This window comes from Pedococcus sp., from assembly GCF_036000045.1.
In the GTDB taxonomy this organism is placed as follows: Bacteria; Actinomycetota; Actinomycetes; order Actinomycetales; family Dermatophilaceae; genus Pedococcus.
The window spans coordinates 15,961-29,986 of record NZ_DASYGF010000003.1 but is presented as its reverse complement, the minus strand read 5'-3'; the positions used below and the strand labels follow the sequence as shown (position 1 = coordinate 29,986).

At 67.0% G+C, this 14,026-nt stretch carries 11 protein-coding genes; 1 reads left to right on the top strand and 10 read right to left on the bottom strand.

The genetic code is table 11. From position 1 onward, the window contains the following. From VGN50_RS00345 to VGN50_RS00320, 6 genes are all read right to left on the bottom strand, one after another. On the bottom strand, positions 1–1,935 hold a 1,935-nt coding region (locus VGN50_RS00345), incomplete at its 3' end, for a carbohydrate binding domain-containing protein (protein WP_327442636.1). A gap of 23 nt (positions 1,936–1,958) precedes the next feature. Next, positions 1,959–2,465, bottom strand: a complete 507-nt coding sequence (locus VGN50_RS00340) for a hypothetical protein (RefSeq protein ID WP_327442635.1) — start codon at positions 2,463–2,465, stop codon at positions 1,959–1,961. A gap of 26 nt (positions 2,466–2,491) precedes the next feature. Next, positions 2,492–4,258 carry a beta-galactosidase family protein gene (locus tag VGN50_RS00335; protein WP_327442634.1) on the bottom strand — a complete coding sequence of 589 codons (1,767 nt, stop codon included), beginning with the start codon at positions 4,256–4,258 and terminating at the stop codon, positions 2,492–2,494. After that, complete coding sequence (locus VGN50_RS00330; protein ID WP_327442633.1) at positions 4,255–5,121, bottom strand: carbohydrate ABC transporter permease; 867 nt, start codon at positions 5,119–5,121, stop codon at positions 4,255–4,257. The genes VGN50_RS00335 and VGN50_RS00330 overlap by 4 nt, the downstream gene beginning before the upstream one ends. Beyond that, complete coding sequence (locus VGN50_RS00325; RefSeq protein ID WP_327442632.1) at positions 5,118–5,987, bottom strand: sugar ABC transporter permease; 870 nt, start codon at positions 5,985–5,987, stop codon at positions 5,118–5,120. The genes VGN50_RS00330 and VGN50_RS00325 overlap by 4 nt, the downstream gene beginning before the upstream one ends. Positions 5,988–6,079: 92 nt before the next feature. Continuing rightward, a complete protein-coding gene (locus VGN50_RS00320; protein WP_327442631.1) occupies positions 6,080–7,231 on the bottom strand; it encodes an extracellular solute-binding protein in 1,152 nt (383 codons plus the stop codon). A gap of 370 nt (positions 7,232–7,601) precedes the next feature. Between VGN50_RS00320 and VGN50_RS00315 the strand changes: the two genes are divergently transcribed. After that, positions 7,602–8,798, top strand: coding sequence for an ROK family transcriptional regulator (locus tag VGN50_RS00315; protein ID WP_327442630.1), 1,197 nt, complete (start codon positions 7,602–7,604; stop codon positions 8,796–8,798). Positions 8,799–8,878: 80 nt separating this feature from the next. On the opposite strand, the gene VGN50_RS00310 is transcribed toward VGN50_RS00315, so the two are convergent. The 4 genes from VGN50_RS00310 to VGN50_RS00295 all read right to left on the bottom strand — a co-directional run bounded on the left by VGN50_RS00310 (position 8,879) and on the right by VGN50_RS00295 (position 14,017). After that, positions 8,879–10,561, bottom strand: coding sequence for an alpha-amylase family protein (locus VGN50_RS00310; RefSeq protein ID WP_327442629.1), 1,683 nt, complete (start codon positions 10,559–10,561; stop codon positions 8,879–8,881). Positions 10,562–10,563: 2 nt separating this feature from the next. Next, positions 10,564–11,049 (bottom strand): hypothetical protein, encoded by a 486-nt coding sequence (locus tag VGN50_RS00305; protein ID WP_327442628.1) that lies wholly within the window; start codon positions 11,047–11,049, stop codon positions 10,564–10,566. Continuing rightward, complete coding sequence (gene clpB, locus VGN50_RS00300) at positions 11,042–13,639, bottom strand: ATP-dependent chaperone ClpB (protein ID WP_327442627.1); 2,598 nt, start codon at positions 13,637–13,639, stop codon at positions 11,042–11,044. Before clpB ends, VGN50_RS00305 begins: the two co-directional genes overlap by 8 nt. A gap of 102 nt (positions 13,640–13,741) precedes the next feature. Next, a complete protein-coding gene (locus tag VGN50_RS00295) occupies positions 13,742–14,017 on the bottom strand; it encodes a ribonuclease E inhibitor RraB (RefSeq protein WP_327442626.1) in 276 nt (91 codons plus the stop codon). Positions 14,018–14,026: the final 9 nt, after the last annotated feature.

Sequence of the window (14,026 nt, the reverse complement as noted above, 5' to 3'; positions counted from 1 at the left end):
CAGGTCGTCGCAGTAGCCCAGAGCATTGCCACTGGGCTTGTAGCAGTACACGGTCGCACTCGTCGCCGTCGGGCCCGTCGTGAACGTGACCGATCCCCTTGCATAGGTCGGCGACGCTACCGGCGTCCAGACCTCACCGTTGCCACCGAAGTTCTTGACCCCGATCCTGATCGGCTCGGACGGATCCACCGAACGAGCCCATCCAGACACCATGTAGGTCGTGTTGGGCTGCACCTGCACGACCTGCTCCGCAGACGACTGGCCCGGCCCCACCTGCAGCGCGTAGCTCCCTGTCCGCGCGTTCCCTGCCACGACCTGCGCCCCCTGCCACGACGACCACGGCCCCAGAGCGCCTGACTCGAAGCCATGGTTGCGCACGATCCCGCACACGTCGTCGTTCGGCGTGGAGCGCTGGTCGGCACCAATGTCCGGAGTGCACTGCTGCGGCACCGGATCGCCCCAGAAGTCAGCGCCGCCATTGTTGGCGATGACCCGGCCCGCGCCGATCGCCGGCGAGCTGGCGGCGAGCTGATAACCCCCGAGGGTCGTCCGGCTGGTCCCCGTCCCGGGATTGGTCAGCTGCGGGTCGACCGTCAGCTGGCCGCTGGGTCCACCCGGGTGGTTGCCGTAGAGGATGTTGTGGTCCCAGGTGTAATGCCCCAAGTCCGCAGTGCTCGCATAGGTGTATCCACCCGACCCCTGGTTGACGATGATGTTGTTCGAGAGCGTGATGTAGGTGTTGCCTGAGTACTCCTCCAGGATCTTGGTCGTCGACGCCGGCCCTAGGTAAATCGTGTTGTTGTAGAAGCTGGCGTTCGTCGCACCGGCTCCCATGATGATGCGGGACTGGTCGTTCTGGCTCACGTTGTAGCGGATCACCGCGTTGGCTGACGCGCCCCCACACCCGCACAGCAGGAGCATCCCCCCTTCGTTGTCGTGGCTGTAGTTGTACTGGTACACCGTCCGGTCAGTGCCGTAGTCGACGTCGAAGGCCATGCCGTCGGTGACGCCGGCCGGCCGTCGCACGCGGTACACCTCGTTGTACTGGAAGGTCACGCCGTCGGCGTTCCACGCCCAGATTCCGGCATTGTTGTTGCCGGCGCGCATGTTGATGTCGTAGGCAACGTTGTACTCGTTGATCCCGTTCTCGGTGTACTGCATGACGATGCCGTCGCCGCCGGTGTCGTGGACGGTGTTGTTACGCACGGCCACGCCTTGCCAGGGGTAGTAGTTGGTGGTGTGGACCGGACACCCGTCCCACCCCATCGACGGCCGGCACTTCCAGGTGGTCGACATGTTGATTCCGCTCCGGTCGACGGAGTACACGTCGTTCCCGTCCACGACGACGTCGGAGAACCGGGTCGGGACCTGGGTGCCGAGTACGTCGAAGTCGATGCCAGCGCTGCCCCCGAGGTCCTTGGTGTTGTCCCCGTTGACGTCGTGCACAGTGAGGTTGGTCAGCCGGTAGTACGAGCCGGTGCCGATGTCTTGGAGTGTGATGTAGACGCCTCGCCGGTTGGCAACGGTCGCGCCATGGTTGGTCACTTCGAGGTCCCGCAGCTCCCAGTACTGCTGGTTGTGAAGTCGCACCGCATCCGGGGCGCCGTTGCCGGCGACGATCGGCTTGGGACCTGTGCCGTAGGCGTCCACGACGATCGGTGCACCTGCCGCCCCAGAACCGAGAGGATGGAGGACTCCGACGCACGTCGTTCCGCGCTTGAGCAGGATCTGGTCCCCCGGAGCGAAGGTATACGCGTCGACCGTGGCCAGGTCGTTCCACGGCGAGTCGGCGGTGCCGGAGCCGTTGGCGCCGGCGGAGCAGTCGATATAGAAGGTGCTGTTTGCCGCCATCGCTGCTGGCGTGGCGATGAACGTGCCAGCAGCAGGAACCATGAAGACACCTGCGAACAGGATCTGTATCAGTCGTCGGAACATCCTTGTTCTCCTTGCGATCGTCGTTACGGGCTCTGGAGTCTCTTGAGGGGCGGTGCGAGTGCCTGGGCTGGGACGACGACTCCTTGCCAGCGCGCCTGCACCGTCCCGTCCGGGGCGATCAGCGTGGTGTCGGGAACCTTTGGCTGATAGAGGCGGACCAGCCCCTTGGCGTCGCTCAGCGGTAGAAGGTGCAGGTCCGGGTAGTGGAGGTCCCAGTCGTAACCAACATTCACCAGTTGCTCTTGGGAAAGGCCCGAGGTGTCGACCACCGCGATAGACAGTCCGGCCCGGCTGTACTGAGTTGCCATGCTCTTCACTACGGCGAGCTGGCTGCGGGACGCTGCGCCAGCGGAGGGCCCCAAGTCGAGGAACGACAAGAGAAGGGCCTGCCCCTTGCTGGGCATCGCGGTTCCAGCGACCTCGACGACCGGTGCCGCGCCGCCCGTGAGGACAGGGACTCTTGGCGCCGCGACGTCAGCAGCGCACGCGCCGAGCATGCTGAGCGATGCCCCGACGATCACCATCAGCAAGCTCGCCGTCGTTGGTCCGCGACGACTCATCCCAGAATCGCTACGTCGCGCAGCTCGACGTGCGTCCCGGAACGCTCGAGTTCGAGGACGACGACGGAGTTCTCACCGGTACGCCAAAGTGGTGCCGGTGCATACACCGTTTCCTGAGGGCCAATCTCCCAGTAGCGGCCCAGGAGCACGCCGTTGAGCCAGAGGAAACCCTTGGCCCATCCCGGCAGGGCAAGGAACCCGTCAGCTGGCTCGGGGATGTGGAGAACAGCATGAGCAAAGACCGGCGTCTCCTCCGGCGGACGCCGGCCGAAGCGGATCCGTTCGGTGAGACCGTCGGCGTCCACGGGGAGCGCGAGGTTCTGCCAGCCATGAACCAGACGCTGACCGAGGCGAGCCGCGACCAGGCCCTTCCGCTCCCCCATGCGAGGTCCGTAGTTGACCCGTCCCTGGTTCTCAACGACCAGCTCGATGCTCGTTCGTTGCCCATCTCTGCGTGGCTGGAGCTCGACCGAGGTGCGGGGGTCGTTGCGGCTCACAGAACCGACGGGCGTGCCATCTGCGAGGACTATCGCGCGATCGGCGAGGCCGTCGAGCACGAGGTCTGCACCACCTGGTGGCACCAGGGCGGAGCCGCGATAGAGCACCAGGCCGTGGTCCTGACCAAGTTCTTCCATCGACATCGGCATCGGGGTTCGGATCGGCTCAGTACCGAAGGCGTTGAGGCTGTCGGTCAACCGGGCCCAACCCGTCATCGCTGCCGTGGCGGGCGCAACCCTCGGTGGTGGGGCAGGCAGCGGGTCCGTTGGCAAAGGTACGTACCGTCCGATGACCTTACGGAATGCGTAGAACTTGGGCGTGAGATCCCCGGACTCAGACACTGGGGCGTCGTAGTCGTAGCTGGTGACGGTCGGTTCGTAGCGGCCGTCATCGGTGACGTTGGCGCCGTTCCAGAGACCCGGGTTGGTGCCGCCATGTGCCATGTAAAGGTTGACGCTCGCGCCCGAAGCGAGCATCTCGTCGAGCACGGTAGCCGCATCGTGCGGGTCGCGGATGTGGTGCCGTTCGCCCCAGTGGTCGAACCACCCATTCCAGAACTCCATGCACATCAGGGGTCCAGTGGGCATCGCGGCGCGCAGCGACGCGAAAGCTGCCGCGGGACGGCTACCGAAGTTCGCAGTGGCGAGGACATCGGGCAGCGTCCCACTGGCGAGGTAGTCGGAGTCTGGACCGTCCGAGGTGAGGAGGAGGACATCGACCCCTCGCTCGACCAACGCGTTGCGGCAGTGGTCGAGGTAGGCATGGTCATCGCCATAGGACCCGTACTCGTTCTCAATCTGGACGGCCACTACTGGGCCACCTTGGGAGCGCAGGAGTGGAAGGACCACGGGCACGAGAGCGTCGAACCACTCGTCTACAGCGCGTAGAAAGGTCTCATCGGCACAGCGCAGGCGGGCGCTCGGATCGCGCATGAGCCAGGCCGGAAGGCCTCCGAAGTCCCATTCCGCGCAGATGTAGGGGCCCGGCCGGAGGATCACATCGAGGCCGAGGTCACCGGCAAGCGAGACGAACCGAGGGAAGTCTCGCTCCCGGGTGAAGTCGAAGCGGCCGGGGCGCCGTTCGTGCACGTTCCACGCGACGTAGGTCTCGACCGTGTTGAGCCCCATCGCCCGGACGCGGCACAGCCGGTCCTCCCACAGGTCCGGGTGGATCCGGAAGTAGTGGATACCTCCGGAGATGATCTGGTGGGGGCGCCCCCCAAGCACGAACCGGTCCCCGTCGACGTGGAGCAGTGGGCTGGTCACTTGAGGCTCCCGCTGGTCAGACCCGCCTGCCAGTACCGCTGAAGCCCCAGGAAGAGGGCGATCAACGGAAGAACGCCGAGGAATGACCCGAGAAGCACAGAGCCGTAGCGCGGATCGAAGTAGCTCATCATCCCGTAGAGCCCGAGTGTGACGGGCTTGAGTTCGGTGGAGCTGATCATCATCAGTGGCAGCAGGAAGTTGTTCCAGGTCGCCACGAAGATGAACAGGAAGATCGTCACCATGGCCGGCGCGAGGAGCCGCAGCACGATGGCAAGGAAGATGCGGGTTTCGCCAGCACCATCGAGACGAGCTGCCTCGAGCAGCTCCTCGGGGACGCTGGACTCCACATAGATTCGTCCGAGGAAGACCCCGAACGGGCTGACACACGACGGGATGATCACCGCCCACGGAGTGTTCACCAGGCCGATGTTGAGGAAGAGCAAGTAGAGCGGCACCGTCAGTAGCGAGACCGGCAGTAGGAGGCCAGCCAGGATGGCCAGCTGCACGGCGCCCCGGCCCGGCAACCGAAACTTGGCCAGGGCATACCCAGCGCTGACTGACAAGAGGGTGCCGATCGCGCCCGCGGCCGCGGAGTACAGAACCGAGTTCAACACCCAGCGCCAGAACTGGCCCTGGGTCCAGGCCATCAACGCGCGGTAGTTCGCGAGCACGCTTCCGCGCGGGAGCAGCCCGCTGCCGCCGATCAGCTCGGGATTCGTCTTGGTGCTGGAGACGAGCAGCCAGTAGATCGGCCCAAGAAAGTACAGCAATGCGACGAGCAGAACGCAGAGCGCCACGACTTGAGCCCGGCGTGACGGCATCATTGAACGAGGCAGCTCCAGGTTCGCGGTACGGCTGCTCATGCCAGGCTCCGACGCTGGATCAGTGTGTACGCGAACGCCAGCCCGGCCGCCACCAGCGCCATCAGGATCGAGAGTGCCGATGCCGGGCCTGCGCCTGAGGGAGACAGCGCGCCGGTCATCGTGTTGTAGGCCATCATCATCGGCGTGTAGGCATGCCCCATCGACGGGTTGACGGCCGCCATCACCGTGGGTTCGTTGAACAGCTGGATTGTGCCGATGATCGACAACAGGATGGCGAGCAGCATCGCGCGGCCCACGAGAGGCACCTTGACCCTGCGCACCACGTCCCACTCCGAGGCCCCGTCCATCTTGGCCGCTTCGTACAGCTCGCGCGGGATCGCCTGAAGCGCGGCAAGGAAGACCAACATGTTGTAGCCAGTGAACGTCCAGGTGGTCATGTTGGCGATCGACACGAGCACCGTTCGCGGGGCGAAGAAGTCGACCGTAGTCCCGAGGTGGCCGAGTGCTTGGTTGATGGGTGAGAGCTCAGGACTGTAGATGTACGTCCAGACCAACGCCGCGACGACGCCAGGGACGGCATAAGGGAGGAAGACTCCCAGCCGGAACAGCGTCGGGCGCCGGATCAACCCTGAGTCGATGATCAGCGCGACCGTGAGTGCGGCACCGATCATCACCGGGATCTGAAACGCCCCCAGGAGCACCACGCGCCCAAGCCCTGCCCAGAACTCCTGTCGGTGCAGCGCCGCCTCGTAGTTGCCGAAACCCGCGAAGGCCTCGGCTGTCTTGCCGCCTGCGTAAAGGCCTCCCCCGACGGGGCGGTCACGGTAGAACGAGGCCCGAACCGACATGCCGATAGGGATCAGGAAAGACAATGCGAAGAAGGCTGCGAAGGGCAGCAGGAACAACCATCCAGTACGCGCCTGGTGCGATCTCTGCACCTGGTCTCCCTCCAAAGTGGGGCCCTCGGTCGGACGGTTTCGACCGAGGGCCGACGTGGCTACTGACTGACTGGGAGGCCAGCGTCCTTGAGCGACTTCACCGAGCTCTCCTGAGTGACGCGGAAGACCTGGGCGACCGTGGCGCCGCCGTTGGCCGCCTGGCTGGCCGCCTTGGCGATGTCAGCCGACACGGCCGGGAAGGTCGGGATGTAGCCGAAGTGCGGGCTCAGGTGCTGGTTCGCAGTCGACAACGCGGCGAAGACGTCTTGGCCGCCGAAGAAGTGACCAATGACAGGTGGGGTCGTCATGGTGCCCCTTGCGGCCACGACAAGGCCTTGTGAGACGAGGCCGTCGATCTGGCTGTTGAACCAGTTGTCGAACGCCATCGCCTGGTCAACGTGCGGGCATCCCTTGAGCACGGCCACGCCAGACCCACCGTCGGGTCCTGTCATCGCGGTCTTGTCGAACGCGGGCAGCTGTGCGACGGCCCACTGCCCCACATTCTTGGTGCCGGCCATATCGCTGGCTAGAAGCGGAGCCTCCCACGCGGCACCGATCGTGCCGATGAGCCTCTGGTTGACGAGTGCGGCCTTGAAGCCGTCACCCCACCTGTTCTCCACGAGCACGCTCTTGGTGTCCATAAGGTGCTGCCAGAAGGAGGCAACCGTGGCGGACGCGGCATCGTCGACATTGACCTTCCAAGCCTGACCTTGGGCGGAGTACCAAGAGGCGCCCGCGGCTGCTGCCTGCGCGGAGAGCCAGTTGGGGGCCTCGTCGGCCTCGAAGTCGCCGATGAAGCGGCCCTTAGCAGCAGCCTTCTGTGCAGTCGCCGTGAACTCGGCCAGCGTTGTCGGGACACTCAGGCCGAGAGCTTCGAAGGCGGATTTGTTGTAGTAGTAGACCAGCGGGCCAGTGTCCTGCGGTAGCCCGACGGTCACCCCGCCAAGGCTCATCAGCGAGAACGCGCCTGGAGCGAAGTTTTGGCGGTACTTGGCGGCCTGCTTCGTTACGTCTACAAGCATGCCCTTGCTGTAGAGCGCCGGCAGGTCGGCGTACCCGACTTGGGCCAGGCAGGGTGCAGTCCCAGCTTGTACGTCTGCCTCGAGCTTCGGCTGCATCTCTGCGGCCTTCCCGTCGAACTTCGTCGCCGTCACCTGGATATCGGGGTGCTCTCGGTTCCAGACCGCGACGAGATCGGCCACCTTGGTCATTCCGGCGCCGTCGGGAAGTCGGTGGAGGTAGGTGATCCTGATCGGCCCAGACTTGCCGTCCGCTGACCCCTTCTCGGCGTGGGCGCTGCACCCCGCAACAGCGAGCGCGGACACCAGCACGCCGGCGGTCGCGACCAGCCGTACGACACGGAAAGACGACATCTCGATCCAACCTTCTTCGCAGTGGACAGTTAGTTCGGGTACCATACGAACTAATGTCTGCTAAAGTCAATGCTTGTTGATCACGAAAGTCCCGGCCCCGAGAGTGACCCTCGACGCGATGACCTCCGTCCAGAGAGACGCAACCCCCCCGCCTTCGCTGACGCGGTCGCGCGGCGCAACCGGTCATGCGCACATCCGCGGGGCCAACATGTCTCTCGTCCTCCATCACCTGCGCGCTCAGGGTGGGCGCTCTCGCGCCCAGCTGGCGGTCGAGACCGGCCTCGCGAAGGCAACCGTCTCAAGCCTTGTCGTGGAGCTGATCGAACGCGGCCTCGCCCAAGAGAGCGAGATCTCCCGGCAGGGGGCGGTCGGCCGTCCCGGGGTGACAGTCGAACTGGACGGCACACGGATCTGTGGCCTCGGCCTTGCAGTCCACGTGGAGTACCTCGCCCTGGTGGCGCTGGACCTCCAAAGCAACGTGCTGCACGAGGAGGTGCTGCCGCTGGAGGTGGACCAGCTCACACCGGACCAGGTGCTCGACGAGCTCGCCGGCCTGGTAGCGGGGGCCCACCGCGTCCTTGACGCTCGCGGGGTCACTATCGTTGCGACCGGCGTAGCCGTCCCCGGCGTGATCGACCTTGACGAGGGCCTGGCGCGTTTCGCGCCGAACATCGGCTGGCGTGGCATCGGGGTCCGCGACGGCCTCGCCGATCGCACTGACCTCGACCCGGCCTCGATCCACGTCGAGAACGACGCCAAGATGGCTGCGATCGCAGAGTTCGCTCACCTCTCCGATCACGCGCTACGCGACGTGTTGTACCTGACTGGGGACATCGGGACCGGAGCCGGGATCATCGCTGACGGCGAGCTCGTGCGCGGTTGGTCAGGTTTCGCCGGCGACGTGGGGCATCTCCCTTTCGACCCGGCCAGAACTCCTTGCAGTTGCGGGCGAGTTGGCTGCTGGGAGACGCAGGTCGGGCTGCTCGCCTTCCTTCGGCGAGCGACGGTCGAGGGCGACCCCGCGCGGAACAGAGCGGTCCGCCTCGACGACCGGATCCGCGAGCTGTTGCGCCGCGCAGACGACGGTGACCTGCGGGTACGAGCAGCCCTCGCACGTCTCGCTGACGACCTCGTGGCCGGCCTCTCTATCCTGACCGACACCCTCAACCCGCGCGCGGTCATCCTTGGCGGGTACTTCGGGTTCGCGGGCAAGTACCTCCTGGAGCCTGTGGGGGCCGCGTTGGCGCAGCGCTGGACAACGCCTGGGAGCGAAGCCTGCCTGGTCGGCTCCCGCCTCGGCCTGGTGGCCGCCGCACAAGGTGGCGCCCAGCACGCGCTCGATCAGGTCTATCTCGACCCGACGCTGGCGGTACGTGAGCGTGTGACCGATGCGGTGCAGCGATGATGCGGTCTCGGAGCAGCTGACCGGTGTCAACGGCGTCGCCCAGGTCGTCGGCGCCAATGAAGGTCAGAGTGTCGGCGGAGTCAGGGCAGGCGAGCCGTACCCGGCGGGTGCACCCTGAGCCAGAGGAAGCCGTAGCCCTCCAGCGCCACGGTCACGCGTCCCTGGTCGTCGGTGGAGAGGTCATCCAGCCCCAGCAGGTCCACCAGGTCCACGCAGCCCTGCGCGAGCGTCAGCTCGACCGTCACCGGCTCCGGCCCGAAGTTGTGTAGGGCCACGACGGAGGCCTCGTCGGTGAACGACCGGTGGGCCAGCACCTGGTGGTGCGGCTGCTCGAGCACCTCGAACTGGCCCCAGCCCAGCTCGGGGCAGGCGCGGTAGGCCCTGATCAGCTTGTGCATGAAGCTCCACAACGAGTCGGGGTCGCGTCGCTGGTCGGCCACGTTGACATGTTCGGGGCCGTATCCGCCTGGCGTCAGCCGTTGCACGAGCCGGCTGGGTCGCGCCGTGGAGAAGCCGCCGTTGCGACCGCTGGTCCACTGCATCGGCGTGCGCACGGCCATCCGACCCTCGGCTGCGAGGTCCTCTCCCATGCCGATCTCCTCGCCGTAGAACAGGGTCGGCGTGCCGGGGAGGGTGAACAGCAGGCTGTAGGCCATCCGGATACGGCGAGGGTCGCCACCCAGCATCGTGGGCAGGCGCCGCTTGAGCCCGCGGCCGTAGATCTGCTCCTGCGGCTCCGGACCGAAGGCGGCGAAGACCTCCTGCCGCTCCTCGTCCGTGAGCTTGTCGAGGGTGAGCTCGTCGTGGTTGCGCAGGAAGGTCGCCCACTGGCAGGTGGGGTGGATCGGGGGCCGGTCGACCAGGGCTGCGGCGAGCGGACGGACATCGCGCCGGGCCATGGACAGGTAGACGTTCTGCATCCCGATGAAGTCGAACATCATGTGCAGCTCGTCGCCGGCTTGGCCGCCGAAGTACTTCAGCTGTTGGTCGTGGGGGACGTTCACCTCGCCCAGCAGCATGGCGTTGCCCTTGCGGCGGTTGACGAACGCCCGCAGGTCCCGCAGGTGCTGGTGCGGGTCGGCAGGCACCTCCGGGTGGTCCTTGCTCTCGGCACGTGTCTCCACGTCGTCGACGAAGTACGGCACGGCATCCATGCGGAAGCCGTCGACCCCGAGCTGCAGCCAGAACCCGAGCATCCGGTCGATCTCGTCACGGACCTTGGGGTTCGCGACGTTCAGATCCGGTTGGTAGGAGTAGAAGTGGTGCAGGTACCACTGGCCCAGCTTCTCGTCCTTGGCCCAGATGCTGTTCTCCACGTCGGGGAAGGCCACCTGGTCGCTGGTGTCGGGCGGGGTGTCCGAGCGCCAGACGTAGTAGTCATGGAACGGGTTGTCGACGCTGCGGCGCGCGGCCTTGAACCACGGGTGCTGGTCGCTCGTGTGGTTGATGACCGCGTCGACAATGACCCGCAGGCCGCGGTCCTTCGCCGTGCGGATGATCTCCACGAACTGGCCGTGGTGACCGACGCGGGGGTCGATGCCGTAGAAGTCGGTCACGTCGTACCCGTCGTCCCGGCCGGGCGTCGGGTAGATGGGCATCAGCCAGATGCAGGTGACCCCCAGCTCTGCGAGGTAGTCGATGCGCTCTGCCAGCCCACCCAGGTCGCCAACGCCATCGCCGTTGCTGTCGTAGTACGTGTCGACGTGCAGGCAGTAGAAGACGGCCGTCTTCCACCACTGGTCGCTGGTCTCGGTGACCCGCATGGCTAGCGCACGTCATTCGGGGTCGGCTCGTGACCGGGGAGGCCAGGAGTGCGGCGGGCTGACTTCATCTCTGCCTCGAAGACGTGCCGACGGCCACCCATCAGCTGGTCGCGCACGAGTCGTTCGATGCGCTGGAAGTCCGCGTAGTACCCGTCGTCGAACTCCTCCACCAGCTGGAACGTCCAGCGCCCCGGCAGTACGTTGCGCCCCACCATCTCGCGGTCGACCGTGTCGGCGAGCTCGTCATGGCCGGCCTTCCGCAGGAGCTCGACTGCCTCCCCGAGCGCAAGGTCGGCCGTGCCGGTGAGGCGGTGCGCGGCATACAGGCTGCCGCGCACCTGCTCGATGCACTCGAACGCCTCACTGACCTTGCCGGCCGCCTCGACCGTGGCGTCGCTGACGCCGTCCGGCCGCCGGTCGAGTCCTAGGGAACCGCCGGAGCCGCTGGAGTCTCTGGAGGCACCGGAGGCGCTGGAGGCACTATGCATGCGTGCCAGTGTGTACGCCCGCGCCCGGCTCCACCACTAGAGCGTCGGCCTCGACATCGAGGTCCACGACCACCCGCTCGCCGTCATGCACGGCCCCGGAGAGGACCGCCTTGGCGAGCCGGTCGCCGATCTCCTTCTGGACCAGGCGGCGCAACGGCCGCGCCCCGTATGCCGGGTCATAGCCGGTGATGGCCAGCCACTCCCGTGCCGCGTCGGTCACCTCGAGGGTGATCCGCCGGTCGCGCAGGCGCGAGGCGAGCTCGCGGACCTGCAGCTCGACGATGTGGGCCAGCTCGCTGGAGGTGAGGGCGTCGAAGATGACGACCTCGTCGAGCCGGTTGAGGAACTCGGGCTTGAAGCTCGCCCGCACCACGGACATCACGGCGTCACGCTTGGCCGTCTCGTCCAGCGTCGGGTCGACGAGGAACTGGCTGCCGAGGTTGCTGGTCATGACCAGGATGACGTTGCGGAAGTCCACGGTGCGGCCTTGGCCATCGGTCAGCCGACCGTCGTCGAGCACCTGCAGGAGGATGTCAAAGGTCTCGGGGTGGGCCTTCTCGACCTCGTCCAGCAGGACGACCGAGTAGGGCCGGCGCCGCACCGCCTCGGTGAGCTGACCGCCCTCCTCGTAGCCGACGTAGCCGGGTGGAGCGCCGATGAGCCGCGCCACGGCGTGCCGCTCTGAGTACTCGCTCATGTCGATGCGCACCATCGCGCGCTCGTCGTCGAAGAGGAAGTCGGCCAGGCTCTTGGCGAGCTCGGTCTTGCCCACGCCGGTCGGGCCGAGGAACAGGAACGACCCGGTCGGCCGGTTGGGGTCGGCCAGACCCGCGCGCGAGCGGCGCACCGCGTCGCTGACCGCCTGCACGGCCCGCTCCTGGCCGATCAGCCGCGCACCGATGATCGACTCCATGGTGAGCAGCTTCTCGGTCTCGCCCTGGAGCAGACGCCCGGCCGGGATGCCGGTCCAGGCGCTGATGACCTCGGCGATGTCCTCCGCGCCCACCCGCTCCTTGACCATGAGGTCCTGGTCGAGCGTGGCTGCCTGCTGCTCCTGGGCGTTGGCCGCCGCGAGCTGCTTCTCCAGCTCGGGGATCTCGCCGTAGAGCAGGCGCGACGCCTTCTCGTAGTCGCCCTCGCGCTGGAGCCGGTCCGCCTGCGTGCGCAGGTCGTCGATCCGGGCCTTGAGCTCGCCGACGCGGTTCAGGCCGGACTTCTCGGCCTCCCAGCGGGCGTTGAGGGCGGCGAGCTGCTCGGACTTGTCGGCGAGGTCCTGGCGCAGCCGTTCGAGCCGTTCGACGGAGGCGTCGTCGGTCTCGCGCTCGAGGTGCAGCTCCTCCATCCGGAGCCGGTCGACGGCGCGGCGCAGCTCGTCGATCTCGACGGGCGAGGAGTCGATCTCCATGCGCAGCCGCGACGCCGCCTCGTCGACGAGGTCGATGGCCTTGTCGGGCAGCTGGCGCCCGGTGATGTAGCGGTCGGACAGCGCGGCGGCCGCGACCAGCGCGGAGTCCTCGATCTCGACCTTGTGGTGCGCCTCGTAGCGCTCCTTGAGCCCGCGCAGGATGGCGATGGTGTCCTCGACAGAGGGCTCCCCGACGAAGACCTGCTGGAAGCGGCGCTCGAGGGCGGCGTCCTTCTCGATGTGCTGGCGGTACTCGTCGAGGGTGGTCGCGCCGACGAGGCGGAGCTCGCCGCGCGCGAGCAGCGGCTTGAGCATGTTGCCGGCATCCATGGCGCTCTCGCCGGTGGCGCCGGCCCCGACGACGGTGTGCAGCTCGTCGATGAACGTGACGATCTGGCCGTTGCTGTCCTTGATCTCCTCGAGGACGGCCTTGAGCCGCTCCTCGAACTCGCCGCGGTACTTCGCACCGGCGACCATGGCGCCGAGGTCGAGGCTGATGAGCCGCTTGTCGCGCAGCGACTCCGGCACGTCACCGTCGACGATGCGCTGCGCCAGCCCCTCGACGACGGCGGTCTTCCCGACGCCGGGCTCGCCGATGAGGACGGGGTTGTTCTTGGTTCGGCGCGACAGCACCTGAACGACCCGGCGGATCTCGGAGTCACGGCCGATGACCGGGTCCAGCTTGCCGTCACGTGCGGCCTGGGTCAGGTCGGTGCCGTACTTCTCCAGGGCCTCGGAGGTGGCCTGCGGGTCCTCGGAGGTCACCTTGTGGCCACCGCGCAGCACGGGGATCTGCGCCTCGATCGCCTTGGCGTCGGCGCTGATCGCGCCCTTCTCGACCAGGGCGAGCAGCAGGACGTCGGTGGACAGGTGCGTGTCGCCCATGGCCTGCATCAGGGTCTGGGCATGCTGCAGCACCGCGAGCGCCTGCTGGCCGAGGCCCGGGGGCTGCACCGAGCTGCCCGAGGTGCGGGGCAGCGAGCCGAGGGTGTGCCGTGCGGCGGCCGCGACGGCCTCGGCCGACGTCCCGCCGGCAGTCAGCAGCGCGGGCGTCGTCGTGTCGGGCTGCTGGGCGAGCACGAGGGCGAGGTGGGCCGGGGTGATCTCGGGGTTGCCGCTGCCCTGCGCCTCACGCTGCGCGAGGGCCAGCGCCTCCCCCACCTTGGTGGTGGGCTTGAGCTCCATGCGGGACTGGTCTCCTGTGGTCGGGGGTGGTCCTCAGGGTCAACGACCCCAAAATTGAGTCTATTCCACTCAACTTTGGACCTCCAGCGGAGCGGGAGCGCCTCAGAGGAGCTCGGGCGCGGGCTCGGGGTCGTACCAGCCGCCGTGCTCCTCGGCCAGCGCCGAGAACCGGTCGCGCAGGCCGCCCTCGACGGGTCCGGACTCGTCGGCCACCATCTCCTCGACGACGTAGACCGCCCACTCATGGTCCTCGGAGTCGTCCTCGCCAGCCAGCGCCTCGCGCACCACCCGCACCTCGCTGAACCCCTCGTGGGCCAGTTCGGCAGCGATCTCCTCGGCGGTCTCCTTCTCGGGGAAGACCATCAGGTGCTCAGTCATAACGCGAGT